At 36.6% G+C, this 26300-nt stretch carries 25 protein-coding genes and 1 pseudogene; 6 read left to right on the top strand and 20 right to left on the bottom strand.

Annotated elements, in window-relative coordinates; translation table 11 throughout:
- Positions 1 to 237: 237 nt before the first annotated feature.
- The gene (gene acnA, locus WAZ07_RS11035) at positions 238 to 2961 is read right to left on the bottom strand and encodes an aconitate hydratase AcnA (protein WP_336472481.1); all 2724 of its coding nucleotides are present in this window, start codon (positions 2959 to 2961) and stop codon (positions 238 to 240) included.
- A gap of 282 nt (positions 2962 to 3243) precedes the next feature.
- Here acnA and sspO point away from each other — a divergent pair, with 282 nt between their 5' ends.
- A complete protein-coding gene (gene sspO / locus WAZ07_RS11030) occupies positions 3244 to 3393 on the top strand; it encodes a small acid-soluble spore protein O (RefSeq protein WP_020063103.1) in 150 nt (49 codons plus the stop codon).
- Between the two features lie 34 nt (positions 3394 to 3427).
- On the opposite strand, the gene WAZ07_RS11025 is transcribed toward sspO, so the two are convergent.
- Together WAZ07_RS11025 and WAZ07_RS11020 are read right to left on the bottom strand one after the other, a co-directional pair.
- Positions 3428 to 4096 (bottom strand): polysaccharide deacetylase family protein, encoded by a 669-nt coding sequence (locus WAZ07_RS11025; protein WP_396547766.1) that lies wholly within the window; start codon positions 4094 to 4096, stop codon positions 3428 to 3430.
- A 106-nt stretch (positions 4097 to 4202) separates the two neighbouring features.
- Positions 4203 to 4466: a hypothetical protein gene (locus tag WAZ07_RS11020; protein ID WP_090913231.1), complete on the bottom strand. Its 264-nt coding sequence runs from the start codon at positions 4464 to 4466 to the stop codon at positions 4203 to 4205.
- A gap of 208 nt (positions 4467 to 4674) precedes the next feature.
- Here WAZ07_RS11020 and WAZ07_RS11015 point away from each other — a divergent pair, with 208 nt between their 5' ends.
- Both WAZ07_RS11015 and WAZ07_RS11010 read left to right on the top strand, forming a co-directional pair.
- Positions 4675 to 4821: a small acid-soluble spore protein P gene (locus WAZ07_RS11015; protein WP_020063100.1), complete on the top strand. Its 147-nt coding sequence runs from the start codon at positions 4675 to 4677 to the stop codon at positions 4819 to 4821.
- Between the two features lie 148 nt (positions 4822 to 4969).
- A complete protein-coding gene (locus tag WAZ07_RS11010) occupies positions 4970 to 5353 on the top strand; it encodes an Hsp20/alpha crystallin family protein (protein ID WP_336472479.1) in 384 nt (127 codons plus the stop codon).
- A 128-nt stretch (positions 5354 to 5481) separates the two neighbouring features.
- Here WAZ07_RS11010 and WAZ07_RS11005 read toward each other — a convergent pair whose 3' ends face one another.
- Positions 5482 to 6720 carry an MDR family MFS transporter gene (locus WAZ07_RS11005; protein WP_336472478.1) on the bottom strand — a complete coding sequence of 413 codons (1239 nt, stop codon included), beginning with the start codon at positions 6718 to 6720 and terminating at the stop codon, positions 5482 to 5484.
- A gap of 82 nt (positions 6721 to 6802) precedes the next feature.
- Entirely contained in the window at positions 6803 to 7195 is a 393-nt protein-coding gene (locus WAZ07_RS11000; protein ID WP_336472477.1) for a hypothetical protein, read from the bottom strand.
- Between the two features lie 340 nt (positions 7196 to 7535).
- Between WAZ07_RS11000 and WAZ07_RS10995 the strand changes: the two genes are divergently transcribed.
- Positions 7536 to 8744: an alanyl-tRNA editing protein gene (locus WAZ07_RS10995; RefSeq protein ID WP_336472476.1), complete on the top strand. Its 1209-nt coding sequence runs from the start codon at positions 7536 to 7538 to the stop codon at positions 8742 to 8744.
- Between the two features lie 19 nt (positions 8745 to 8763).
- Here the strand turns inward: WAZ07_RS10995 and WAZ07_RS10990 are convergent, their stop codons facing one another.
- From WAZ07_RS10990 to WAZ07_RS10940, 11 genes are all read right to left on the bottom strand, one after another.
- The gene (locus WAZ07_RS10990) at positions 8764 to 9027 is read right to left on the bottom strand and encodes an HAD hydrolase-like protein (RefSeq protein WP_336472585.1); all 264 of its coding nucleotides are present in this window, start codon (positions 9025 to 9027) and stop codon (positions 8764 to 8766) included.
- A gap of 36 nt (positions 9028 to 9063) precedes the next feature.
- Entirely contained in the window at positions 9064 to 9978 is a 915-nt protein-coding gene (locus WAZ07_RS10985) for a D-alanine--D-alanine ligase (RefSeq protein WP_336472475.1), read from the bottom strand.
- Between the two features lie 5 nt (positions 9979 to 9983).
- Positions 9984 to 11432: a MocR-like pyridoxine biosynthesis transcription factor PdxR gene (pdxR, locus tag WAZ07_RS10980; protein WP_336472474.1), complete on the bottom strand. Its 1449-nt coding sequence runs from the start codon at positions 11430 to 11432 to the stop codon at positions 9984 to 9986.
- Between the two features lie 527 nt (positions 11433 to 11959).
- A complete protein-coding gene (locus WAZ07_RS10975; protein ID WP_336472473.1) occupies positions 11960 to 13054 on the bottom strand; it encodes an acetyl-CoA C-acyltransferase in 1095 nt (364 codons plus the stop codon).
- Positions 13047 to 14510, bottom strand: a complete 1464-nt coding sequence (locus tag WAZ07_RS10970; RefSeq protein ID WP_336472472.1) for an acyl-CoA synthetase — start codon at positions 14508 to 14510, stop codon at positions 13047 to 13049. Before WAZ07_RS10970 ends, WAZ07_RS10975 begins: the two co-directional genes overlap by 8 nt.
- A 39-nt stretch (positions 14511 to 14549) precedes the next feature.
- A complete protein-coding gene (locus tag WAZ07_RS10965; protein WP_336472471.1) occupies positions 14550 to 15110 on the bottom strand; it encodes a biotin transporter BioY in 561 nt (186 codons plus the stop codon).
- A gap of 120 nt (positions 15111 to 15230) precedes the next feature.
- A complete protein-coding gene (locus tag WAZ07_RS10960) occupies positions 15231 to 16844 on the bottom strand; it encodes a long-chain fatty acid--CoA ligase (RefSeq protein ID WP_336472470.1) in 1614 nt (537 codons plus the stop codon).
- A 349-nt stretch (positions 16845 to 17193) separates the two neighbouring features.
- Positions 17194 to 17841 (bottom strand): 2OG-Fe(II) oxygenase, encoded by a 648-nt coding sequence (locus tag WAZ07_RS10955; RefSeq protein WP_336472469.1) that lies wholly within the window; start codon positions 17839 to 17841, stop codon positions 17194 to 17196.
- Positions 17842 to 18149: 308 nt separating this feature from the next.
- Positions 18150 to 18725 carry a GNAT family N-acetyltransferase gene (locus WAZ07_RS10950; protein WP_336472468.1) on the bottom strand — a complete coding sequence of 192 codons (576 nt, stop codon included), beginning with the start codon at positions 18723 to 18725 and terminating at the stop codon, positions 18150 to 18152.
- A 24-nt stretch (positions 18726 to 18749) separates the two neighbouring features.
- Positions 18750 to 19763, bottom strand: coding sequence for a S66 family peptidase (locus WAZ07_RS10945; protein WP_336472467.1), 1014 nt, complete (start codon positions 19761 to 19763; stop codon positions 18750 to 18752).
- A 169-nt stretch (positions 19764 to 19932) separates the two neighbouring features.
- The gene (locus tag WAZ07_RS10940) at positions 19933 to 21171 is read right to left on the bottom strand and encodes an esterase/lipase family protein (RefSeq protein WP_336472466.1); all 1239 of its coding nucleotides are present in this window, start codon (positions 21169 to 21171) and stop codon (positions 19933 to 19935) included.
- A 523-nt stretch (positions 21172 to 21694) separates the two neighbouring features.
- On the opposite strand from WAZ07_RS10940, the gene WAZ07_RS10935 reads away from it, so the two are divergent.
- Positions 21695 to 22459 (top strand): ANT(4')-I family aminoglycoside nucleotidyltransferase, encoded by a 765-nt coding sequence (locus tag WAZ07_RS10935; protein ID WP_413788883.1) that lies wholly within the window; start codon positions 21695 to 21697, stop codon positions 22457 to 22459.
- A 583-nt stretch (positions 22460 to 23042) separates the two neighbouring features.
- Here WAZ07_RS10935 and WAZ07_RS10930 read toward each other — a convergent pair.
- The 3 genes from WAZ07_RS10930 to WAZ07_RS10920 are packed head-to-tail and all read right to left on the bottom strand — an operon-like array spanning position 23043 to position 24578.
- Positions 23043 to 23288, bottom strand: a complete 246-nt coding sequence (locus tag WAZ07_RS10930) for a DUF2164 domain-containing protein (RefSeq protein ID WP_090913175.1) — start codon at positions 23286 to 23288, stop codon at positions 23043 to 23045.
- Between the two features lies 1 nt (position 23289).
- Positions 23290 to 23763 carry a peptidoglycan recognition protein family protein gene (locus WAZ07_RS10925; RefSeq protein WP_336472464.1) on the bottom strand — a complete coding sequence of 158 codons (474 nt, stop codon included), beginning with the start codon at positions 23761 to 23763 and terminating at the stop codon, positions 23290 to 23292.
- Between the two features lie 11 nt (positions 23764 to 23774).
- Positions 23775 to 24578 (bottom strand): protein phosphatase 2C domain-containing protein, encoded by an 804-nt coding sequence (locus WAZ07_RS10920; protein WP_336472463.1) that lies wholly within the window; start codon positions 24576 to 24578, stop codon positions 23775 to 23777.
- Between the two features lie 154 nt (positions 24579 to 24732).
- Here WAZ07_RS10920 and WAZ07_RS10915 point away from each other — a divergent pair, with 154 nt between their 5' ends.
- Positions 24733 to 25542: a YitT family protein gene (locus WAZ07_RS10915; RefSeq protein ID WP_090913167.1), complete on the top strand. Its 810-nt coding sequence runs from the start codon at positions 24733 to 24735 to the stop codon at positions 25540 to 25542.
- A 34-nt stretch (positions 25543 to 25576) separates the two neighbouring features.
- Here WAZ07_RS10915 and WAZ07_RS10910 read toward each other — a convergent pair.
- A pseudogene (locus WAZ07_RS10910) lies at positions 25577 to 25951 on the bottom strand (VOC family protein).
- Between the last annotated feature and the right edge of the window lie 349 nt (positions 25952 to 26300).

The raw sequence follows: 26300 nt of genomic DNA, 5'->3' as shown, positions 1-26300 counted from the left end.
TTCTTTGTTTTCAAACCTTGCACGTGGTAGGAAAAGGCCCTGACCGCTCCTATGCATCGCCAGTCCCTCTCGCCCACTTAAAAAAATGCTTTTCTGCCTTTTTTCATAAAGTAGTTGAGTAGTTACAAAAAAGAGAAGATAACTTTCGTCACCTTCCCTTTTACATACAGTGTAAATATTTATACTAATCTAGAAACTACTAAACTATTGTTCATTTAAAATCATTGACATCTAAACTTAGTTAGAAACCTTAGACTCTTCTAATTTCTCACGAAGAACCATTTGTAAGATACCGCCGTGACGGTAGTAGTCGATTTCTACTTCGCTGTCGAAACGTGCTACAACTTCAAATTGTTTTTTGTTTCCTTCTGAGTCAGTCGCAACTACTTTTACAAGGTCGCGTGGTTTTACTGTTTTATCAACTTGAATTTCAAATGATTCTTGACCAGTAAGACCTAATGTTTCTGCACTTTCGCCATCTTTAAATTGCAGTGGTAATACACCCATTAATACAAGGTTACTGCGGTGGATACGCTCGAAGCTTTCTGCGATAACTGCTTTAATGCCTAATAGGTTTGTACCTTTTGCAGCCCAGTCACGTGAGCTTCCCATACCGTAGTCTTTACCAGCGATAACAAGAAGACCTGTGCCGTCTTGTTTGTATTTCATTGCTGCATCATAGATAGATGTCACTTCGCCTGTTGGCCAGTACGTTGTGAATCCACCTTCTGTGCCAGGTGCGATTTGGTTTTTAATGCGGATGTTCGCAAATGTACCACGCATCATAACTTCATGGTTACCACGGCGAGAACCGTAAGAGTTGAAGTCAACTGGCTGTACGCCATTTTCTAATAAGTAACGGCCTGCTGGTGTATTTTTACCGATAGATCCTGCTGGTGAAATGTGGTCTGTTGTTACAGAATCGCCAAATTTACCAACTACGCGCAGTCCTGAAAGTGTTTCTACTTCACCTGGCTCTTTAGATAATCCTTCAAAGAACGGTGGGTTTTGGATATATGTTGAGTCATTATCCCAAGTATATAACGCTTCGTTTGAAGTTTGGATTTCGTTCCAGCGTTCGTTGCTGTTAAATACTTGTGCATATTCTTTCTTAAACAGTTCAGATGTTACAACGTTTTGTACAACTTCTTCGATTTCTGCCGCTGTTGGCCAAATGTCGTTAAAGTAAATTGGGTTGCCGTTTGCATCGTTACCGATTGCATCATTTTTCAAGTCGATATCTACTGTACCAGCAAGTGCGTATGCAACTACAAGCGGTGGTGATGCTAAGTAGTTTGCTTTTACAAGCGGATGGATACGACCTTCAAAATTACGGTTACCAGATAATACAGATGTTACTAATAAGTCATTTGCAGCAATTGATTCTTCTAATTCTGGTGCTAATGGACCAGAGTTACCGATACAAGTTGTACAACCATAACCTACTGTTTGGAAACCTAATTGATCTAAATAAGTTGTTAATCCAGACTTATCTAAGTATTCAGTAACAACTTTAGATCCTGGTGCTAATGATGTTTTTACATAACCAGGTACTTTAAGTCCTTTTTCAATTGCTTTTTTCGCAACTAAACCTGCACCAATTAATACATATGGGTTAGATGTATTTGTACAGCTTGTAATCGCAGCAATTGCAATTGCACCTGTGTTCATCGTTACTTCTTCATCTTGTAATACTACTTTCACTTCTTTATCAAATTCTTGATCTGAGAAGCCAAATCCTTGGTTACCAACTGGTGCCACAACAGCTTTACGGAACTCATCTCTCATACCAGAAAGAGGAATTAAGTCTTGTGGACGTTTCGGACCAGAAAGGTTAGACTCGATTGTATTTAAATCAACTTCAACAAGATCTGTATAAGTTGGATCTTGACTATCAGCTGTATAGAATAAGCCGTTTGCTTTACAATATTCTTCAACGATACGAATTTGTTCTTCGCTTCTTCCTGTTAAACGTAGGTAATCTAATGAAATATCATCGATTGGGAAGAATCCGCAAGTCGCGCCGTACTCTGGTGCCATGTTAGAAATTGTTGCACGGTCAGCTAATGGCATGCTTTGTAAACCGCTACCGAAGAATTCAACGAATTTTCCAACTACACCTTTTTGACGTAATACTTGTGTTACTTTTAATGCAACGTCTGTTGCTGTTGTACCACTTGGAAGTGTACCTGTTAATTTCACACCGATTACTTCTGGTACTGGGAAGTATGAAGGCTGTCCAAGCATTCCAGCTTCTGCTTCAATACCGCCAACGCCCCATCCAAGAACGCCGATACCGTTAATCATTGTTGTATGAGAATCTGTTCCTACTAATGAATCTGGGTATGCAACAAGTTCGCCTTCAGCATTTTTCACTGCATGAACAACTGGCGCTAAATACTCAAGGTTTACTTGGTGAACGATACCTGTTGCTGGTGGAACTGCACGATAGTTATCAAATGATTTTTGTGCCCAGCTTAAAAATTTATAACGTTCTTCATTACGTTTAAACTCTAAGTCCATATTAAATTGAAGTGCATCTGATGTACCTGCTCTATCAACCTGTACAGAGTGGTCAATAACAAGATCAACTGTAATCTCTGGATTGATTTTATCAGGATCTCCACCCATATCTGCCATTGCTTTACGAAGAGAAGCTAAATCAACAACAGCTGGAACTCCTGTAAAGTCTTGTAAAATAACGCGAGATGGTTTAAACGGTACATCGATATCTTGAATATCTTTCGTTCCCCACTTCGCTAAATTTTCAACATGTTCTTCTTTAATAACACGGCCATCAACTTGACGAAGTACTGACTCAAGTAATACCTTAACCGAATAAGGTAATTTAGAAACATTACCTACCCCTGCATTTTCAAGCGCTTTCAAACTATAATAGTGATACGTGTTTCCATCTACTACAAATGTTGCGCGAGTGTTAAATGGATTGTGTTTTACCATTATGGTTACCCCCCTGTTAAACGTGACTGAAATTGTCTGAATATAAAATGTAGACGAATTTTTCAATACCTTACGATAATATATTATTACAACTTAATGGATAAGTAAATAATAAGAAACTTATAGTTTCCCATAAGTTTTCTTTATACCTTCGTTGTTGTATAATAATTTTCTCGTTAACAGATACTATTCCTGTAAAGTGAAACTTCTTTTTAAAAGATATTTTACTTTATAAATAAGTGGAACAATTCAAGTTCTTATAGCCAATTAGGGGGAATAGTAATGGGAAAGCGTAAAGCAAATCATGTCATTCCTGGAATGAATGCCGCCTCTGCACAAGGACAAGGTACAGGATACAATGAGGAATTTTCGAATGAGCCATTAACACCTGCACAACGCCAAAACAATAAAAAACGTAAAAAGAATCAATAATTCAAAATCCCAAAAGATAATCTTTTGGGATTTTTCAATGCTTGTACTTTAATAACTCTGACACTTTCACAAATCGATATCCTTGTTTTTGTAACGCTGGTAAAATTTCTTTTAATGCTTCAACAGTTTGGCTTCTATCGGTTCCGCCATCATGCAGTAAAACAATATCACCACTTCTTGCATTGTTTAGAACATGCTTTACAATTTTATCTTTTCCAGGATTAGACCAATCCTTTGGGTCTTGATGCCAAGACCATAATACGATTTGATATCCTGCTTCTGTCGCTGTTTTAAACACCGATTCATTAATATAACCACCAGGCGGACGGAAAAGGAGTGGTTTCTCTACCCACTTTTCCAAATATTTTTTCCCCTCTAGAATATCATTTTCAAGCTTTTGGCCTGTTGCACTGCGTGCATACAAATGGTTCATCGTATGATTCCCAATTTCATGACCATCTTTTAATACTTGTTCGATTAAATATGGATTACGCTGAATTCTGAAGCCAATCATAAAGAAGGTTGCTTCAGCGTGGTATTCGCGTAATGTTTTTAAAATTTGCGGTGTATATGTAGGATCCGGACCATCATCGAAAGTAATTGCTATTATTTTTTCATTCGTTGGTACTTCCCACGTTACAAAGCCAGTTGGCTCTAACTCTTTTCTCATTAACATTTTTGCATCAACTTTTTCAATTCCCATCAAGCTTAACACTATGATTAGACAACTGATTATAATGCGGTTCGTTTTTTTAATCATTATTATCCCTTTTTATGTGAAAAGGCTGCTGAGGACACTCAACAACCTATTAATCACGTGCTTCCTCCACATTTTGCATAATATGTTGCAACTCTTGCTCATATTGCTGTAATTGCGTTCGCTGCGTTTCAGAAGCGACTTCTAATGCATTTTGGATTTGTTCATATGCTTCTTGCACTTCTTGACGTAAATGTTTTAAGTCCTGGGCATAATTTGGATCGTTTTTCACAATGTTTTGATATAAATTTTCTGCATCTTCCGTTCCTTGCTGCGCAGCTTGAAATGCTTGTTGTTTATCCTTGTGGTACGGCATAATCATTCCCCTTTCTGTCTTTACTCTCCATTATCTTTTACCTTTTTCTCAAAAAACATTCTCGTATAAATTTATGAAGTTCTCTCATCCTAATATAAAGCGAAACTTTAAGCTGAAGTGCTCTTTCTCAGCTGATTCGTTTCGCTAATCAAGCTCTACCGTTTATCCAATTCATCACTGGAGCTTAATAAAAAGAGGGGTATTATAAATGGAAAAAAACAACAGCAAATCCATTCGTAAAAATTCACCGCAAGGACAAGTTTCTGGAGGACAACCAGAACCATTAAGCGGATCACACAAAGTAAAAAACCGTAAGCATTCACGCCAAAAAAACCATGCTCACCACGACATGTAAAAAATAGACAGTGCATGTGCACTGTCTATTTATCATATATTTATACTATCTCCTCTTCTTTTTTAAGCACATTTCCTCTTTCCTTTTCACCTCTATTTTCAAAGTGAATATCGTATTATGAATGAACTTTTACGGAGGTTTTCTTACAATGGGCAAGAAAAAGAAAAAAGACTGCCTTTTTCATGTTGATGGCTTTGAAGAATGGATGAATCAATTTTGCTCCGATTTATACGCAAACTCCCCCTCTCCAAACGGTATTCACGTTGACCTTTTTGAAACAGAACAAGAATATATTTTAGAAGCTGATATCCCGAACGTAGTTGAGCAAAATATTCTTATTAAAAAGATGGAGACAGGCCTACAAATTAGTGTATCTAGTAATAATTCTGCATTGCAGCATATGATTTTCTTACCAGCCAATATTATATATAAAAAAATGTTAGCCTATCTTGAAAATGGCCTTCTTGCCATTCACATTTCTAAAACAGAAGCGGCGCAATTAACAGAACGAACCGTTCTCCTTACAAAATAATCGTATACAAATTTTCCAAGTAATATAAGAAATACCCTTTCTTTAACTAAAATGATGTATACGAAAAAAAGGTGGCTGACTACAATCATCCACCTTTTTCTTTCAAAACCTTATTCCTACATGTAAACTCACATTACATTTGTACTGCTCATGTTTTCTTCTATCGTTCTTTTACGAAGCAAACTTCTTGTTAATAAAAGAATCGGAAATGCAAACATTGAAAGAGTCGCCAAAATTGTAAAAATCACAAAACCACTCTGATAACCGTAATAATCTAACAGAGCTCCTCCAAACCATGGTCCAATAACAGCACCAATTCCAGAGAACCCCATCGCACCGAAATAAGTTCCCTTTAAATTTGAAGCTGCAATTTGATCAATAAACACATCTGTCATGGAAAACATTAGTACTTCTCCAATTGTAAATATGATTGTACAAACGAAAACAGCCCACATTGATCCTGCAAATCCAAATCCACATAATCCCGCACTAACAAGTAGTGTACCGATCATAATTGATACAAGCGGTGTATACCTTTTACAAGCTTGCACGATTGGATACTGGACGATAACGACAGTAACTGCATTTAATGTTAATGCGTAAGAAAACAACGTCACTCCATTTTCAAATACATGGGAGTTCGCGAAATATTGAGAAAGCGTTGATGAAAATTGCGCATATCCTGCTGTACTAATAATAATTCCAATTAACGCAACTAAAAAGACAATGTCTTTTCTTATAATGTGCAAAGAATCTATAAAAGTAGCTGCCTTTTTCTCTTCCTTTTTTCCTTCTTCAATGTGATACTTTCGGAACTGTACTACAAGCACAATTGCATATAGAATATACACAACAGCTGTTATAAAAAATGGCATTGTTGATTTTGCACTGCCAAGCTGAAGACCAATAAGCGGTCCGATTGCAAATCCGACATTAATCGCACCATAGCGCAAGTTAAACACCATTAAGCGATGCTCTGGCTTTGTTAAATCGGATAATAAAGCACGAGACGTTGGTTCAAAAAATGAACGGCACATCCCATTTAGTGCATTTAGCAGGAAAAATGCAACAACATGCTCCGCAAATCCAAATCCAATGAAGACAAGAATCCAAACAAAAATAGAGGCTAACATAATCTTCTTTCGCCCATAACGATCTGATAAATTTCCGCCAATAAAACTTGCGAATACACCAACTAATGCGCTCGTTCCAATAATAGCTCCTGCAACTCCAGCTGATATTCCTTTTGCAGTCGTCAAATAAATTGCTAAAAATGGAATGCTCATCGATGTTGCAAATCTTGCAAATAATGTTCCAATAATGATATTCATCCCGATTGGATGAATGTTCCTTAACTTCTCCTTCATCTCTTTCACCTTCTCTATATCTAAATGCAAAGAAAAAGAAAGCTGAAAAGCAGCTTCCTTTGAAAACATAATTTTCGTTTTCTTAAACACGAGCTGTTCGTTTCAGCTCCATATCAATACCATATGTAAACTGTAATTCTTTTAATACTTCCTCTACTGTAATATTCACATTATGTTTATTATTAAATTCTGCTACACAATTCTCTACTTCTTCATGTGTATAAGCATATTCCCCAGAAATGAAACTTTTCATATCAAAACAATCATTAATACAAAGTTGAATTAGGAGCTGATCATACATAGAAACTATATCTTCTTTTTTCCAAAATAATTCTTTCACATATAATCGATCAAATGTTACACTTTCACGGTTACATTCTTTTAAATGACGGGTCATTTCATGCAATTCTCGGTATAGTTCAGAAATACTTGTGTTTAGATGAATCAGTTTGCGTACGCCATTTTCATACAACATATCATCCACCCCCGTTATGTTCCTTTTTCTCATTATAGCAAGAAAATTCCAAAAAGGAGAATTTTTCTTATGAAATATTAGGAAAATTAATACGTATTGTTTTACAATAGAACTATATTTGTCCATTTTAATTTTTCTACATATAACTCGCTGCTATGTAGAATACAAAAGGACCGCTACTTGCTTTCTCCTTTTGTTTTAAACCTTGCCTGTGGCAGAAAAAAGGCCCTGACCGCTTCTATGCATGGCCAGATGCTCTCGCCTACCTAAAAAGAAAGAGGGTTTTTATCTCGATTTTTTATTTTGTATTTATATAGCTAAGTTTGAAAGGAGTAAGATCGTGAATCACAAATTATTTTATGCAGATTCATATTTACAAACATTTACAGCTCAAATCACAAAACAAGTATGTGACAAAGACGACAAAGTCTATGTTGTATTAACACAAACAGCGTTTTATCCAACGGGCGGTGGTCAGCCACATGATACAGGGTATTTAAATCAAATTCCTGTTATAAATGTAGAAGAAATAGATGGAGAAATTCGTCATTACATTACTGAAGAGATACATGCAGATGAAGTAACGGGACATGTTTCTTGGAAACGTCGTTTCGATCATATGCAGCAACATGCTGGGCAACATATTTTGTCCGCTATATTTTGGGATCACTTCAACATTCCAACAATCGGTTTTCACTTAGGAAGAGAAATCGTAACAATTGATTTAGAAACTTCTGACCTTTCTTTCGAAACGGCTGAAGAAGCTGCAAATCTTGCTAATCAAATTGTACTTGAAAACCGTCCAATTACAGTTCAGTGGGTAGATCTAGAAGAAGCAAAGCAACTTCCTTTACGCAAGGAACCAACAGTGACAGAAAATATTCGTGTTGTTATTATTGAAAATCTTGATTATAACGGATGTGGTGGTACACATCCAAAACAAACTGGTGAAGTCGGCCCGGTTCAAATCATCAATTGGGAGCGTCATAAAGGAAACATTCGTCTTACATTTGTTTGCGGCTGGCGTACAATTGAACTGATGCAGCGTAATCAAGCTCTCGTAAAAGGCGCAGCACAGCAGTTACAAAGTAAAGAGGACGATATTCCAAACAAAATAAAGCAGCTCCTTTTCACTCAAAAAGAAACTGAGAAAGCGTTGCAAGCAGTCAACGAAAAACTCATTCTTGTAGAAGCAAATGAATTGTTACAGCACGCAGAAAAAACTTCATTTGGGAAACAAATTGCCGTTAACTTTACAGATCGTTCTATGCAGGAACTTGCAAAATTAGCAGCCATCCTTACAGAAAAAGATGAATATGCCATTACATATTTTGTTACACAAAACGGCGAAAACTTACAATGCATTTGTGCATGTGGTCAAGCCGTTAAGCTAAATATGAATACCCTTTTAAAAGCAGCCCTTCCCCTTATAGAAGGAAAAGGTGGCGGAAATCCAAAAAGCGCACGCGGCGGCGGTAAAGCAACTGTTACAGGCGAAGCATTTTTATCGCACCTTATTCATATACAAAAAGAAACACAAGAAGCATAAATCGTTTCTTGTGTTTCTTTTATATGTGAAGACTCTTCTCTTTCATAATATGAAGTAACTGATGATAAGAATCAATATAATAATCTGCGTCTTGAATTATCGCGTTTTGAAAAGCACATGTTGTGATTCCTAGTTTTGTAGCTGGCATAATGTCTAACGCACGATCTCCCACAACAAAATTAATAGAGTGTTTCTTTTGCATATGGATATATGCTTCTGGATTCGGCTTTTTAGGAAATCCATCTTCCCACCCAATAATTTCAGAAAAGTAGTGTAGAATCAACAATACATTTTAACACTGCATTTAATTATATTTCTATTAAAACCCTTCGTTTCTCCTAGCCTTTAAAGAGATTTCAATGATCATATCCAATAGCTTGCTATAAGAGATTCCCACCGCATGAGCGCTTTTCGGCAGTAAGCTATTTTTTGTCATCCCCGGCAATGTATTAACCTCCATGACATATGGGATTCCATCTTTTATAATCATATCAACTCTAGCATAAACACTGCATTTTAATGCTTTATAGCAGGCCATTGCAGCCTCGGCGACACGCTTTTGAGTTGTGACCGGAAGTTCTACAATCTCTTCAATCGTAGCCGCATCATCGTATTTCGCATGATAGTCAAAGAACTCAGCCACATGTTGAATTGAAATAATCGGTAAAAGTTTTCCGTCCAAAATGGAACAGGTAATTTCTTCACCCTTTATATATTTTTCAATTACGATTTCAGAATCCCATTTCAGTACATCTTCAAGCGAGGATAGTAAAGAGTCCTGATCGTATACGATCTTTACCCCTACACTGGAACCACCCGAATTAGGTTTTACCACTAACGGATACCCCATTTTTTCAATTTCATCAAGCTGAAGTTCTTCCATATTCGAAAGATGAATCCAATCCGGGGTTTGAATTCCTTCATAACGAATCAATTTTTTCGACATATTTTTATCCATACAAATACCGCTTGATAACATGACACTTCCGGTATATGGAATGCCGAGCGTTTCCAATGTACCTTGAATCGTACCATCCTCCCCATATTCTCCGTGAAGCGCTAACAAGGCAATATCGATATTCCTTACCTTTTCAATTAGCTCTTTTTTGTTATTTAGTTGAATAGGCACAATTTCGTACTTACTTTTATCCAAATGGGCAATCATTTCTTCCCCAGTCATGAGGGATACTTGTTTTTCGGAGGACACGCCTCCCATAATTACGCCAACTCTCACTTTTTTCAACTCCCATTTTCATTTTTCAATGTATCTCCAATTATCTTAATTCCCTTAAGAATATCCGCTTCTTTTAACCGAGAGAATCCTAATCGAAACGTATTACTTCCCCTTCCATCCGTGTAAAAGACGTCTCCAGGAGAAAAAACAACTCCCTTTTCATAGCATTTTTCCAAAAGTGTACGCGAATTCATTCCTTTTGCTAACTCTATAAAAAGATGAAGTCCGCCATCCCCTGTCATTCTTTGAAAAGGAATGTATTGATTGCAAGCATGAAAGGCTAGTTCATATTTTTTCTTATAAACTGACTTGGCCTTTTTTAAATATTTTTCAAAATAACCATCATGCAAATATTGATAAAGCACTGCCTGATCCAGCGTGGATGTATGAATCGTTCGTGCCCTTTTCACACTTTCCAAACAATGGATTAATTCCTTATCTGCTAAAATCCAACCAACACGTAATCCCGGAAAAAGAATTTTTGAAAAACTGCTGATATAGATCACATTGTTGCCTGATCCGGCGAAAGTCAATAACGGTGCTAAATGGGAACCTGAATAACGTAATTCCTCATTAAATCCATCTTCCACAATAGGAATTTGATATTTTGAAAAAAGTTTCATGATTTCAGTTCTTTTTTCCGAGGACGTGACAATCCCGGTCGGATTATGATAGGACGGGATTAAGTATGCAAAATCAAAATCCATTTCGGATAAAATCTTCTCAACTTCACAAATATCGATACCATCATCCTTCATTTCAATCCCGTAGATATCAAGTCCATATAATCGAAAAAGCTTTAATGCGGCATGATGGGTAGGATTTTCGCAAATAATACGCCCAGATTTTTTAGCTAAGGAAGACAACAAAATATCCAGACCCTCGGTGAAGCCATTTGTGATCAGAATATCCTTATTGGAAATATCTACGCCTTTCATTTCCATATAGTGAAGAAGGTAATCAATTAGGGGTTTATAGCCTTTTGCATATCCGTAGTTCAAAACGATATCTCCTTCAATAGACATTCGGGTCAGAAAAGCCCTTTTAAAATTTTCAACATCAAAAAGCTTTTCGTCTGGGGCAATGCTATTGAATGAAATCATGCCTTTTTTCCAGCGAACACCGTGCTTCATTAAATCTAATTCATCAGCTAGCAAGGTAACTTCATTGACCTTTTCTTTCCAGTTTAATTCGATGGATGGAGTTTTGGCTGTTTTGACTTTCCCTACAAAATTTCCTTTTCCCTTTATTGCATAGATTAGACCTTCTTGTTCTAAATCTGCGTAAGCAGTGAGTACAGTATTTCTGCTGATCAATAGTAATTTACTAAGTTCTCGGGTAGATGGAAGCTTCTGGTGCTCCAGCAGGTGTCCTTTCATAATCATTTTTTTTAAATAATCCTTTAATTGAATATAAACAGGACGATTATCCACAAGCTTAAAATCATTAAACACTTCCTTGACCCCCTTGCTATCATTTTTGCATAACTATATCTATCCCAAAAGGTCCACAACATAGGTATTTTCTTTAACCAGTGGTATGGTTTTAGGCACTAATTTTATCCTCGTTCTCTCCTAAAAAATATTTGCGACTTTCTCTCCATTATAGTACTTTTTCATAAGATCAATAATTTGTGCTTGAAATAAATGTGCTAAATGCTTATCAATATTAGAAAATCCTAACTTTTATATAGAAATCCCCACTGTTCTCACTCCTAAAAAACAAAACATCCGTTCACTTATTTTAATAATAAGCAAACGGATGTTGAACTTCCATATTTAAACAAATCTATTATTCGTAAACACTTCCATCAGTGATCGTTTTCTTCATCCTTCACTGATGAAAATCTCGCCTAATCGGGCTTTTACTGGCAATTATCCCCCGCCTATCTTCCTCGTCTCTCTTTGAATCTTGAGGTGGGGCTCTTACTACGCCAAAATAGCGGGGTAAAAATGAGTAACATAATATGCGCCTAAAATTTCTACGTTTCTACTTTTTCAAACAAAAGTGCAACTCCAATCCCTCCGCCAATACCTAACGTTGCAATCACGTATTTCACCTGTTCTCTTTGCACTTGATAAAATAACCTTGTCACAAGCATTGCTCCCGATGCACCGTATGGATGTCCAACAGCAATCGCTCCGCCGTTTACATTTAATTTTTCATAAGGGATGTTTAACTCGCGCGCACATGCAACTATTTTGGAAGCAAACGCTTCATTCATTTCAATATAATCAATATCTTCCATTGTGAGATTCATCTGTTGTAATAATTTTTGCACCGCAAATATCGGCCCACTACCGGGAAAATGAGGATCTACGCCAGAAACGGCACTATATACAAATCGTAGTACCGGTTTATAACCAAGCTTTTCAGCTTGCATTTCATTCATAATAAGAAGTGCACACGCTCCGTCGTTCACTCCACATGAATTACCTGCCGTCACTGTCCCCTCTTGTAAAAAGGCAGGGCGTGTTCGTTTTATCATTCTTTCATAATTCATACAATGTTTAATCGTTTCGTCTACTGCATTGTGAGAAACTGGTACAATTTCTTCTCGTAAATATCCTTTTTCTAATGCTGCTAATGTTCGTTTATAGCTTAGACATGCATATGTATCTTGCATCTCCCTTGTAATTCCGTAACGCTTCGCTACATACTCTGCAGCAACTCCCATATCAGGATCACCAATATGCTCAGGTGAGAAACGAGCTCGCTTTTCAAATCGTGAGGTACTTACACTTTCGGCTCCACCTGCAATGTAACAAGTTCCCGCTCCGCCCTGAATCAGATGACATGCCAACCGAATTGCTTCCAGTCCTGCCCCGCACTGGCGATCAATCGTCACCCCGGGTACTTCATATGGGAGACCGGCCTCTAATGCTGACAGCCGAGCTACATTCCCACCAGGCCCGACAACATTTCCGAATATAACATCATCGATTTCTTTTTCGATACCTTTACTTATATATGTAAGTAAAGGAGCTGCTAATTTTTCAACAGAATAATCTTTAAACATGCCATTTATCTTTCCAATTGGAGTGCGTTTTGCTTCAACAATTACTGCTCTATTCATACATAAACCCCTGCTTTTCAAGCATTTCTTTTACTTCTGCCCGTGCAACTTTCCCACTGCTTGTATGAGGAATTACATCTACAAAATACCATTCTGTCGGAATTTTATAGGAAGATAACCTTCCCAAACAAAGTTGCTTCAGTTCCTTTTTTGATACCGCTCCTTTAACTAGTGCTACCGGTTTTTCTCCCCAATATATATCTTTCTTACCAACAACAACTACTTCATCTACATTTGGATGCATCTGCAATACACGTTCAATTTCTTCAGGGAAAATGTTGATTCCACCATAAATAATCATATTTTTTTCTCGTCCTACAATATATAAAAACCCATCTTCATCAACATAACCCACATCATGAACTGTCATCCATCCATCACTCGTTACGTGAGAAATTGGTACATGATCTATTATATACCCCATAAAAAACTGCTCACTCTTCACATAAATTGTGCCGACTGTTCCTTTCTCTACTTCTTGTTCGTCCCCATTGCGAATACTAATCTTTACATTATGACATGGTCTTCCAACTGAAGATGGTTTATGTTCATTATCATGATGGGATAGTGCTGTAACAAAACTTAATTCAGACGCTCCATAAAATTCATATCGCTTTGCATTTGGAAAGACCTGTTTTATTTTTCGCTTTGCTTCAGCTTCCCATTTTGCACCTGATGAAACAATCTTTATCTCCTGTTCTATCATTCTTTCTTCTTTGTATAGAGACTCTAGCATCGTTGGAACTGTATACATAACAGAAATAGATTCCTTCTCTAATATTGAAAGAACACGGTTTGGAATGAATTTTTCTGTCATGTATATCGTTTGTCCTAAAAATAAAGCGCTCATTGCACCGTATAAAAAGAGAGAGTGTACAAACGTTCCCGTAAGCAATACTGTCTCATCTTTTTTCATATGAAAATCATGAACATTACAAGCAAAGCTTTCTACCCATGATTGTTGTGAACGGAGAAACGCTTTTGCTTTTCCAGTTGATCCTGATGTGAATCCCATATAAAAAGGTAACTCTCCCACCTTTTCTATATCATTTACTGTAATAGAAGTGTTTGTTATTCTATCAGACCACGCACTGATAGAAAATATTTTACTATTTGTTTTGGGCAATTGATTACGTTTATGCTGTGCTACAACTATAATAGAAGGCTGTACGATTTGTAGTCGTTCCTCAAGTTCATGAATACTCCACTTTAGATCAAGTGGTACACAAACCCAACCTGCCATAGCAGATCCAGCAAAAATTTGTAAAAATTCCACGCTATTATCAAGTAAAATCGCAATCTTTTTATTACTTAATTCTTCCTCATGAAGCCAATTTGCAACTTGGCAAACAGACTTATACCATTCTTTATATGTAACGCTTCTATCTTTTGTTTTTATTGCAGTTTTGTTCGATCGATAATGTGCATGTGCTGCATAAGATTTTGTAATTCCCACCTATTTCACTTCCTTTTCTATAACAAAAAGAAACACGTTTTAACGTGTTTCAGAATTTGTATGATAAATTGTTCGTTTCAATGAACGTTGTAATCTCGTTACAAGAATTGTCGCAAATACAGCCTTCAATATATCTCCCGGTAAGAACACAACACTTAATTTCACTGCTTTTACTACACTTATATCCATCACAAAGGCTTGTACGATAACACCAAAGAAATATACAACAAAAATACCACCAATAATATTAATTAAAAATAATTTCAGAAATGATACGTTGCGAAGACGTTCTGCGAAATATCCAATAACAAATGCTCCGATTACATATCCCATTAAATAACCAGCACTCGGTCCCACAAAAACTGAAAATCCACCGCGGCCTCCAGCTAACAACGGTGCACCCGCTGCTACAACAAGTAAAAATACGAATTGGCTAAGAGCCCCTAGACGAGATCCTAACAAACCGCCCGCAAGCATAACACCAAGTGATTGTAATGTAATCGGTACAGGTGTAAATGATAAAGCAATTGGCGGTATAAGTCCTAACACTGCCATAATGGCACTAAATAAAGCGACAAAAACTAAATTTCTTGTATCCATATTATGTTTTCTCCTGTTTGTAAACTATAAATTAAAATAAGGTAACATATCACATGTGATATGTTACCTTGCTCTTTCTATATTGTCAACCAAAACTCAATCGAAGTTTACAATCACTATTCAATTTTCTATATAATATTGCTCCAGCTCTTTTCGAAGCGCTTGCTTTAAAAACTTCCCAACTGAAGTTTTCGGAATTTCTTTCAGAAAGACAATCTCATCTGGTAGCCACCACTTTGCAAATTGTGGTTTTAAAAAATCATATAATTCTTCCTTGGTAACAGATTGACCTTGTTTTACAACAACACATGCAACAGGACGCTCTTGCCACTGTTTATGCGGCACTGCAACAACAGCCGCTTCAAATATTGCTTCATGTGCCATTAAAGCATTTTCTAAATCAACAGATGAAATCCATTCTCCCCCACTTTTAATTACATCTTTCGTTCGATCGACAATCTTAATACACCCTTCTTCATCAACCGTAACGACATCTCCTGTATATAACCATCCATCTCGAAATCCCTCTGCTGTTCGCTCGTCTTTATAATAACTTGCCGCAATCCAAGGAGCACGTAAGCATAGCTCGCCCATTTCTTGTCCGTCCCATGCTACATCTCCGTTTTCTCCAACAACTTTCATTTCAACACCAGGTACTAAATAACCTTGCTTCGCACGTATCGTAAGTTGTTCTTCATATGGTAGTTCACGTTCATAACTTTTCAAACGCGCAAGCGTGACAAGCGGACTTGTTTCTGTCATTCCATATGCATGCACAAATGGGACATTGTATTTTTGTTCGAAAGCTGCAATCACACTTTTCGGCGCAGCTGCACCGCCGCATAAAATTCGTTTCATATTTGATAGATCATAACGATTCTTTTCTAATTCTTGCAGCACACCAAGCCAAATTGTTGGCACACCGGCTGCCAATGTTACTTTTTCTTCCTGCATCATTTCTAATAAAATTTTCGGTGTAAACATCGGTCCAGGAAGAACTTGCTTTGATCCAAACCATGTTGCTGCAAACGGTAATCCCCAAGCGTTTACATGAAACATAGGAACAACCGGCATAGCAGCATCACTTTCAGAAAGTGCCGCTGTATCTGCAAGCCCAAGCGTCATACTATGCAAAACAGTACTGCGATGTGTATATACGACGCCTTTCGGATTGCCTGTTGTAGCTGATGTATAGCACATACCAGCCGGCATATTTTCATCAATATCTTTTAAAAATGAAAAATTAGGATTCCCTTCTTCAAGAAGTTGTTCGTAGTGGTATACAAATTGAAGCGAAGTTTCAGGAAGCTCTTTTTTATCGGTCATGATGATATAAGCTTGTACAGTTGATAATTCCTCTTGCATTTTCTCAACAACCGGTACCATATCTTCATCAATGAGTAAAATGCGGTCTTCTGCATGGTTAATAATATAAGAAATATGCTGCGGAGATAAACGAATGTTAATCGTATGCAATACAGCACCAATACTAGGAATCGCAAAATATGCTTCTACATGACGATGGTGATTCCATGCTAATGTGCCAACACGTTCTCCTTGCTTCACACCTAATTTTTGCAGCGCGCTAGACAAACGTCTCGTTCGCTCACCTAACTCCTTATACGTTAACCGTGTAATTGTGCTATGTGTACGAGAAATAATTTCTTTCTTCGGGAATAACTTCTCTGCTCTTTCGATCATCGAACTAATTGTTAATGGCACATCCATCATCATATTTCTTCTCCCCCTTATAAAAACGCTTTCATTTTTAGATATTACAAAAGGACTTATTAACAGTTCATTATGCTGTCATAAGTATAAAAATTGAAAGTTATTTTGTCAATATTTTTAGAAAATTTAGATAAATATTTATATATTTTTAATTTTTCTTTTTAAATAAAGCACTGCCAAACATTCATGTTGATATTGACTAAAAGAGAGCCACCATAGAGCCAAGAACTAGGGAATCATTCTTGGGTATGCAACTACGAACGGAGTCCACGAAAGACTGAGGCTAGGCAACCAGGGCTTTTTTTAAGCCCCCGCTTCAAAACGTGTTAGCGTTTAAGTGGTGGGTAGTTGACTACGAAGGTCTTCTTCTCATCCATTGCGTCGCAACCCATTTTTCACCTTTGATAACAGGTGCACTGCCATGTAAAGTGAGTTTGTTTAATGATGCATCCTGATAAAAATATTCGAAATATACCGCCATTCCTTTTTTCGGAGATACAGAAAGGTTGAGTTTGGGAAAGAAAGTCTCTCCGCCTTCTTCTACATGATTTAAGTACATGACAAGGGTACTCATCCGATTGTTATTTGCTGCTGCACTGTTTTCTGCGAAAAAATCATAATGCGCTTTATATTCTTGGCCAACTGTATACTTTAAAATCTGTAACCCTTCTCCATGTTCAATAGGAACATTCATGATCGAAGCAATTCGTCTTTCGATTCTAGTAGTGACCTCACTTTCTTCTAAAAACGTACCACTACTCGTCCGAATGTCATTTGTTTTGCGCGAAACACCAATTTTAGAACGTTTCATTTTATTTTTGGACATTTGCATTAACATTTCACACTCTTCATCACTTAATACATTTGCTAACACGACAATAAGAGGCTCTTCTAATCTTGAAATAATTTGGATTTCTCTATCTTCTGTTACAATTGTGTTTCCAATGTGGTTAAAAATCGTGAGTTCCTTATTTTCAACTATTTGATTTTCCGTTGTCATGTTCCCCATCTCCCTTAAAAATGATTGGATAGTATAAATATATCATATTTTTCTTTCTATTCAGTTTTTTTAAAATTAAAACAAGGACTATTCCGTTGTATTTTAACCATTGTCATAAAAAACCTCGATTCACTTTGGAATCGAGGTTCATAATTTTTCTCTCTATCTCATGTTGTGTTAAGAAGAGTAGGGTTCTAAACCAGTAGACCTACACTGGTAAAAACCGCACTCTCGAAGAATTTGGAGTCAAAATGGGCATACCTCTAGATGATTAAGAGAGTAGAAGAAAAGAAGAGTAATTCACTCTATTACTCTCCCTTTTGTACATCATATTCCTCTCGCAAAATCGAATATATTTTCGTATCTCGATATGCTCCCTTCACAAACATATCTTTTCGTAACGTTCCCTCATATTGCATTCCTAAACGTTTCATCACTCGTTCGGATTGTACATTACTAGCATGACATCTTGCTTCAATACGATTTAGCTGTAAGATTTCAAATCCATAACGGATACATGCCTTTGCTGCTTCTGTCGCAATGCCTTGTCCCCAATAGTTTGGCGATAATGCATAAGCCAGCTCTGCCTTATGATGATTCTTGTCATACTCGATAAAACCACACGTCCCAATCATCTTTTTTTCCTTTTTCAGTTCTATTCCGTAAGCCGCCATTTCTCCTTTTTCGTATTGATCTAAGATTGACTGAACAAACATTTTTGAATCTTGTAGTGTCTCATGCGGATACCATACTGTATATGTTGCAATTTCTGAATTTGAAGCATATTCAAATACATCATCAGCATCTTCTATTGTTAACGGCCGTAAACATAATCGTTCTGTAATGAGTGCTGGATATTTTTCTGCAATCTTTTCATATTCCATTCATATCATTTCCTTTCTACATTTCTACTTAAAATGCTGTGTAATTACTCCTTTACCGCCCTCCACTTCAACCTCTGCAAATGCCCCGTTTATAAATGTAATTTGCGGAGGCCTATGACCACAGTCTACATCATAAATAATTGGAATTTGCAACTCATTAGCTAATTCTGTATATACATCTTCAGCGGTATATTCATTCACTGGATGATTTGCAGCACTGCGGCCAAATAAAATACCTGAACAATTTTCAAACCAACCAGCCAGTTTCATTTGAACCAATGAACGTCGTAAATCAGTAGTCGTTAACTCACAATTTTCAAAATACCAAATGAACGGATCGTTATTACAATGCTTCTTCCTAAACTCTTGCACGTTACCAAATGGCGTGCCAATGAGGTGTCTAATCACATCAATACATCCGCCAAGCAATCGACCTGTAATACTCACATTCCCATTCGAAATTGTTTTCCAATTTGTATCTTCTGTTAAGTGAAACACACATGGCGATGGATTATTATGTTGCCATTTCGCTTGATATTTCTCTGAAGAATACTGAGTGATTGAATCCCCTACTTCCGTTGATAATACACTTTGCCACATTGCTGTTGTATGATCGGAATATTCGCCTCTTACATCTACGAAATTTGTTCCGTGAGCAGTCGCTATTCCTATTTTTAACGTTATCGCTAATAATAAAACACTCGTATCCGAGTATCCCAATACCCATTTCTTATTTATTTTTTCAAAATCAATTTCTTCTAGTATTTCAATTAATAGTTCACCACCCCAAGGAGGAATGATGATATTAATGTTCTCATCTTGCATCATTTCCATAAATTCATTTGCTCTTTTGTTCGCACTAGAAGACTTAGCTTTCTCTTGCGTCCAAACTGTTTCTCCGCAGACGACTGTATAACCTTTTCTTTCCATACTTTCACAGGATTGTTTGAACATATTATGTAAGGCAGAATTTACACCAGAAGAAGGTGCCGTTACCCCAATTGTTGCTCCTTTTTGCAAAAACGGATATTGTATCATATGTATTTCTCCATTCTTTTCTATATATTTAGATTTATATTCGTTAAACTACTATTGAAACCCTTCATTTCAAGCAATCAAAACTGCTTATACGAAGGCGATTTGGACAAAGATGCTATAATATTTTATCCCCTTCATAATATATGAAGGGGATTTCTATTTCCTTCTTTTAATTCAAGGGTAAACGATAAATATTGCCAGCAACTTCATTATAAAACGAATATATATCACTAATCCCTAACGTATCTGCAAGATCAATTCCAATAAAATCGAGATGATCCCAATTATATTTTGTCGCCGTATAATTCCAAACACCTTTTTGAGCATTTCCTGCATACAGCTGATTTCGCTGCCCTATCGGATATTGTGACGAAACAACACTAACAAGGCCATCATTTGGCCACCAATTTCCATTAATAAACGGCTCTGCATATCCTCGTGTAAACTTGCCAATATGTAAGCCAGACAAATACATAAGTGGATTCATCGTCAACAAAGGTACAGAATGCCCTGTCAGTAGTGATCGATACGTCGCATCTCCTGTATAAGAAAAGTAATATACATCATCGTATGTTTTTACCCATTGATTAAGCTCTTTAGAGCCCGCTGTCGTTAAATCGTAAGCACTGACATCTTTACTTTTCCAAACGGAACTATTAAGCATTCGATCTGCATATTGTAAAAAGCTCTCTCCTTGTTTTCGCTTTAATCCCCATTGTTCCAGTTTAAAGTCATAGCCAAATGTTTCTGGATTACTGCCTGATAAACTAGCAATCTTTAATACAAATTCTTTAATAAACGAAGACATCGTTTCTTCATCTGCAAACGTAGAACCGTTATGCGGCGTACCGATACTTGTTACACTACGTACCCAATCTTTATTCCCTTCAAATAAAGGCGATATCCCTACCTCAGGATGTTGTTTATAATACTCTCGTTCTTCTAAACTTCCCTCTTTTAATAGCTGTAATAATACTCTTGCTGTCTGACCACCCATGCTATGTCCAACGAAATGAACTTTATGTTGATTATCCCATTGGCTATATGCCCCCGAATATGTTTTTCCATAACGGGCATGTCCATGTGCTCTCGCATGAGCTTCTCCGTAATCAACTGTTCCACCTTTTAAATAAGAATATAGCTCTGTTGCACGATCCCAGTTGCTTGAGAGTGGTCCAATAGAAGCTGTATATGTTTTATACCCTTGTCGATTCAAGTTTGTCTCGATGTCTTTGAAACCACCCCAATACTTAAAGCCAAATAATTCATCACGGCCCCAACCACCTAAACCATGAATAAGAATAATCGGTTCTTTTTGATTTTGTTCCTCTGCTTTTAATTCAAGCGGCGACCAAAGTAAACCAATAATAAGTAACATAGAAAGCATTGCATTTACATATCTCCTCATAAAAAACCTCCTTTGTTTTAATTAATTTTACTGAATTTTCTGTTATTTTTGAAGACATGAAAATTTTTCTCAACAATTGCTGTCATATGTGTTAACTAAAAGAGGGTTTTTATATTCTTCTTTGACTAAATATCTCATTCCATTTACAATAAACTTCATAAAATGGATTTTATTTCATTTCCTAATTTGTATGTACGTGACTTTTTATCCCTCATTAACAGGCAGTAAGACCCCCTCCTTAAAATTTAGGGAGAAGCGTTGTCCAGCTCGTCCCCCTCCGACGAGGCGCTTCCGCTTTTCTAAAGAAGATAGGTGAGGGACAACTGCCCGTAAAGCCCGATTAGTTCAATTAACCATCAGTGGAGGATGGAGCCCCCCTACTGATGGAAGTTTCACTTTATATGATTTAGAAAGGTGGTGTATTTAAATGACACCAGATAAAGTTCCCTGTTAAGCCCGTGGTCCTCCTTGATCATCTATATATTATCTCACTCAATATTTTTATAAAAAAGGAGAAATGTATATGATGGGTCCAGGAAAGGTTACAAGAGAAGAAAGAATAAAAATCGCTTATACGATAGCAAATCAAATATTAGAAAAATATGGTTCAGAAGTTAAAGCTATTGGTATATACGGTTCTTTAGCTAGAAAAGCAGATGGTCCATTTTCAGATATCGAAATGAAATGTATTTTAAATTCTTTAGAAGATAGCTATAGCTATGAATGGACAGCAGGTGATTGGAAGGCAGAAGTAAACTTTGATAGTGAAGAAGATATTGTAGAAGAAGCCACTACAATAGAAGAAGATTGGCCACTTACTCATGGACAATTCTTCACGATACTACCAATATATGATCCTGAAGAATTTTTCCAAGAGTTAAGACAAAAAGCAAGTTCTGTAGATCACACAATTTTTAAAAAAGCGATTTGTAAAACACTAGTTGAAGAAATGTACGAATACATTGGGAAATTAAGAAATATAGAAATTCAAGGACCTGAAACGTTCTTACCTACTTTGGCTATAAAAATAGCAACTGCAGGTGCGATGATTTTAGGATTACACAACAAACGATATTTTACGACATCAGCTCAAGTATTACCTGAGGCTAGAGCTTTTACAGATAAGCCAGAAGGATTTGATGCACTTTGTGAAATGGTGATGTCAGGATATCTTTCCGAACCTAAACAAATTATGAATGTCTGTGAAAACTTTTGGAAGGGTTTATTAAGTTGGTCAGCTAAAAATGGTTATGTGATAAAATGTTCAAATGATATACCTTTTATTTGATAATTCATTAATTTTTCAACAAAAGCACTCTATATAAACACAAATTAAAAAATCGACATAAAAACTCTCTTTCTTTTTAGGTGAGCGAGAGCATCTGGTTATGCATAGAAACGGTCAGGGCCTTTTCCTACCACATGCAAGGTTTAAAACAAAAGGAGAAAGCAAGTAGCGGTCATGCTGTATTCTGCATAGCCGCTACTTATAAAGAAAAGCGGAAGCGGCTCGCTCAGAACAAGAGGGGGATGGAGCTTCTGACATAGAGGCGCTTTTTGCCTCGGCGGAAGACGCGAAGCCACCGACTGTTCTAGCCGCTGGAGCTGGATTATAAAGAAAAGCGGAGCCGACTGTTTAGGCCCGTTGGCTAAGGTTCTTTCACACAGAAGGTGTTTTTTACCTTCTCGTGTGGAAGGTTCTTAGACATGAGGGCTTAGGAGGCAGAGCTAGACAAAGATGTTGAAAAATCAAAATGGATATATAGTCAATAAACAAAACCTAAGTGATAAACACTCCTCGTGAATCAAATGGAGCGAGGAGCTTTTATCACTTGTCTTTAATATTACAAAGTACTGCTCTCCTATTTGTACTATTTGATTGGTTTTTCTAGCACATATAAGTCTTCTTCTAAATTTGCAAGTTTATCTGCGACAAGTTTTCTAGCATCGCCTATTGCTTGATTATATATATGTGGTCCTAGTTCTTTTATCATTTCTTCAATTAAGCGCTCCGCTTGAAAACGGCCGATCTCCCCTAGCTCTTCTTCTTTAAAAAATTCTTGAATATGTTCTACAAGTGTTTCTTTTTTCTCATTTGGTAATTTCATAAAAGTCATATTATACAGCTCCTTTTTCGTTATTTGATAGAATATGGCGTAGTTTTCCCATTGAAAAACGCGTTCCTGGGCACGTTTTTGTTACCCCATCTAATTCACGATGACCGAGAACTTGCTCACTATCTAAAGAAAATTGATACATGAACTGTTTACATAGCCAATGCAAAGAAATCATTTGTACTGGTATTGGATCATATACATCAAAATTACCAGATATACAAATCCCAATACTACTCGTATTATAACCTTTCGCATGAGCTCCTATATGCAGTCCTCTTCCTTCGTAAATGGTGCCATCTTCCTCAATAAAATAATTATATCCTATCCCGCTCCATCCTCGATTATTTTGATGAAATTCATGTGTCTTATATACGTCCCAGCCATCTTCCGCTGTGTGATGAATAATAATATGTGTAACAGCTTGTAATGGCTGCAACGGATCACGAAAAGATAAATGCGCTTTCTGAATGTGCATAGTCTCACCCTTTACAAATGAATGATAATTGCGGTTTTATCATCTGGATGGATAAGCTGTTTCGCTTCTAATTTTTCTATTATTTTTAAGTATTTCTTAATACCATGTTCCCACACAAATTGTGCACTTATTTCTAGCGGCCACTCGAGATGAAACAAACCATCTGAACAAATAAATAGATTTGCAATTTCTTGTCGTAACAGTTCTCCTTGCTGAATAAGAGAAATTGCTTCATTCATCCCATTTGCAACAGAATATCCGTTTAGAGTATTTGCCATGTAACGATTGTATCGTAATTGCTCTTTTTTATCAGTAAATATTGCTTCATTTGGAACAGAAAGCCCCTTTTTACGATCTTCCTCGCGTTGTTGCTTTGCCCGTTTACTAATGCCTTTCACTGTATCTTCCGTAAGTACTTTAACTGACCCGTCAACAAATTTAGCAACAATCATACAATCTCCAAGCTGCGCATATTCTATTGTTTTATCTGTGATATGAATAGCAGCAATGCAAGTACACCAAAGTTGATCCTTTTTTGCCATATCAATATGATATAATTGCATTTTTTCTTGCAGTAACTGATTTGCTATAGCAACTTCAGTTTGTAATGAATACATATTCGAAATCGATTCAAAATGTTGTCGAAACAAATGAGAGGCTAAGTATGCTCCGTTATGCCCATTCTCATCTTGAAACTCAATAAGCGGCGTTGCCCCATCGCAAACACCATATAATTTTAAAGCTTCATTACAAATTAGTGCATCTTCGCATTCTTGTTTTAATGGACTTGTTTGTTGAAAAAGCTGGACCTTCATATCCCTCTCCCCCTAGAATAAATCGCTTTCAATTTTCGAACTAATCTAATTTCCCAAAATAAACTGTTTTCCCTCAAATCTTACAATCTCATATATAATTTTGAATTATTGTCAGTTTGTATATATAGCATCTTTAGTGAAGGACGGGAAAGGTATGTATCGATTACTTGGAGTGATTTTAGGATCTTTAGTTGTGGCACTATCTTTTAATCTTTTCCTTATTCCACACAAGATTTTAAGCAGTGGGATTAGCGGAATCGCAATGATCATTGGAATCTTAACTCCCTTTAATACCGGATTAGTAAACTTTTTACTAAACTTACCCATTCTTATTTTAGGGTATATTGGACTTGGAAAACGATTTATTGGTTATACAATCATATCCGTTATTACACTTTCGGCGGCATTATATGTGATTCCTGTACATGCAGTGGCAACAGATGCACTACTTTCTTCTTTATTTGGTGGTGTAATTGCCGGGGCAGGTATTGGCCTTGTTTTCAACTGCTACGGTTCAACGGGTGGTTTTGATGTTATTGGTATGTTACTTTCACGTAAAAAAGATATTCAACTTGGCGGATTCTTAATCGCACTTAATGCTATTGTAATCGTTATTTCTGGATTTTTCTTCGATTGGGATACTGCCTTAAACAGTTTATTATCTATTTTCGTTACAGGGAAAGTAATTGATGCAATCCACACGAAACATCGAAAAGTAACTCTAATGATTGTAACAAGTCAAGCAGAAGAAATGAAAGAAAAGCTCCTTTCAAGTCTTGTACGGGGCATTACATTACTTGATGGAGAAGGCGCATACTCAAATGAGAAGAAACGTGTACTAATGACTGTTATTTCTAGGGAAGAACTAGCAGGAATGAAAACTATGATTTCTGAAATTGATCCGCAAGCATTCGTGAATATTACAGAAACTGTGGAAGTATTAGGATTATTTAGAAGAGGATAAAAAAACGAGGTGGCATTGTATCCACCTCGTTTTTTTATCTATTTTTCCGTTCCATAAATTCAATTCGATTCCCAAATGGATCTAATACATAAAACCTTGTAACATCAGGACGTGCTGTATCGACTATAACAGCGACTCCTTTTTGTGTTAATTTTTCTTGGAAATATTCAATATGTTGAACATAAAACGCCGGATGAGCTTTTTTTGCAGGAGAAAATTTCTGCTCTACTCCAATGTGTAATTCTTAACTCCCACAGAGAAACCAACAACCTCCCCGCTTTCTTAGTTCTGCAGGCTTTGGAATTTCTTCTAATCCGAGTATATTTCCATAAAACGCACGCGCTTTTTCTTCACACCCCTCTGGTGCTGCTAATTGTACATGATCAATCCCTTGAATCTTAAACGTCATAACAATCTCCTCCCCTTTACTATCCTTATTATACCAAAGATTGTTTTAACAATAACTTTCATACCTATTATGAAGATGTACAAGCAAAACGAAAGAACCTCTCATTTTTTAAATCGTGAAATAAAACTTACAATTCAAAAATATTAAATGAGAAATTGACTATTTATCCTTATCACGTCTATACTCTTAAAGGATATAACATTAGCAGCGTTATATCTCTAAAATAAAATATAAACACAAGTTATATAAATACAAAAGGAAAAAATCGACATAAAATCTTCTTTCTTTTTAGGCAGGCGAGAGCATCTGGCCATGCCTAGAAGCGGTCATGTTGGATTTTGCATAGCAC

Origin of the sequence: Bacillus bruguierae (genome assembly GCF_037104725.1) — a bacterium.
GTDB classification, from domain to species: Bacteria; Bacillota; Bacilli; order Bacillales; family Bacillaceae_G; genus Bacillus_A; species Bacillus_A bruguierae.
This window is presented reverse-complemented; position numbering and strand designations above follow the sequence as displayed.

Coding starts and splice junctions, on each gene's coding strand:
- WAZ07_RS11005 (WP_336472478.1), bottom strand. CDS start 6,720: ATGAAGGAGAAGTTAAGGAACATTCATCCAATCGGGATGAATATCATT.
- WAZ07_RS11000 (WP_336472477.1), bottom strand. CDS start 7,195: ATGTTGTATGAAAATGGCGTACGCAAACTGATTCATCTAAACACAAGT.
- WAZ07_RS10925 (WP_336472464.1), bottom strand. CDS start 23,763: ATGCACATTCAGAAAGCGCATTTATCTTTTCGTGATCCGTTGCAGCCA.
- WAZ07_RS10955 (WP_336472469.1), bottom strand. CDS start 17,841: ATGACAACGGAAAATCAAATAGTTGAAAATAAGGAACTCACGATTTTT.
- sspO (WP_020063103.1), top strand. CDS start 3,244: ATGGGAAAGCGTAAAGCAAATCATGTCATTCCTGGAATGAATGCCGCC.
- WAZ07_RS10975 (WP_336472473.1), bottom strand. CDS start 13,054: ATGAATAGAGCAGTAATTGTTGAAGCAAAACGCACTCCAATTGGAAAG.
- WAZ07_RS10935 (WP_413788883.1), top strand. CDS start 21,695: ATGATGGGTCCAGGAAAGGTTACAAGAGAAGAAAGAATAAAAATCGCT.
- WAZ07_RS10965 (WP_336472471.1), bottom strand. CDS start 15,110: ATGGATACAAGAAATTTAGTTTTTGTCGCTTTATTTAGTGCCATTATG.
- WAZ07_RS11025 (WP_396547766.1), bottom strand. CDS start 4,096: ATGGGAATTGAAAAAGTTGATGCAAAAATGTTAATGAGAAAAGAGTTA.
- WAZ07_RS11015 (WP_020063100.1), top strand. CDS start 4,675: ATGGAAAAAAACAACAGCAAATCCATTCGTAAAAATTCACCGCAAGGA.
- acnA (WP_336472481.1), bottom strand. CDS start 2,961: ATGGTAAAACACAATCCATTTAACACTCGCGCAACATTTGTAGTAGAT.
- WAZ07_RS10950 (WP_336472468.1), bottom strand. CDS start 18,725: ATGGAATATGAAAAGATTGCAGAAAAATATCCAGCACTCATTACAGAA.
- WAZ07_RS10940 (WP_336472466.1), bottom strand. CDS start 21,171: ATGAGGAGATATGTAAATGCAATGCTTTCTATGTTACTTATTATTGGT.
- WAZ07_RS10945 (WP_336472467.1), bottom strand. CDS start 19,763: ATGATACAATATCCGTTTTTGCAAAAAGGAGCAACAATTGGGGTAACG.
- WAZ07_RS11020 (WP_090913231.1), bottom strand. CDS start 4,466: ATGCCGTACCACAAGGATAAACAACAAGCATTTCAAGCTGCGCAGCAA.
- WAZ07_RS10930 (WP_090913175.1), bottom strand. CDS start 23,288: ATGACTTTTATGAAATTACCAAATGAGAAAAAAGAAACACTTGTAGAA.
- WAZ07_RS10915 (WP_090913167.1), top strand. CDS start 24,733: ATGTATCGATTACTTGGAGTGATTTTAGGATCTTTAGTTGTGGCACTA.
- WAZ07_RS11010 (WP_336472479.1), top strand. CDS start 4,970: ATGGGCAAGAAAAAGAAAAAAGACTGCCTTTTTCATGTTGATGGCTTT.
- WAZ07_RS10920 (WP_336472463.1), bottom strand. CDS start 24,578: ATGAAGGTCCAGCTTTTTCAACAAACAAGTCCATTAAAACAAGAATGC.
- WAZ07_RS10960 (WP_336472470.1), bottom strand. CDS start 16,844: ATGATGATGGATGTGCCATTAACAATTAGTTCGATGATCGAAAGAGCA.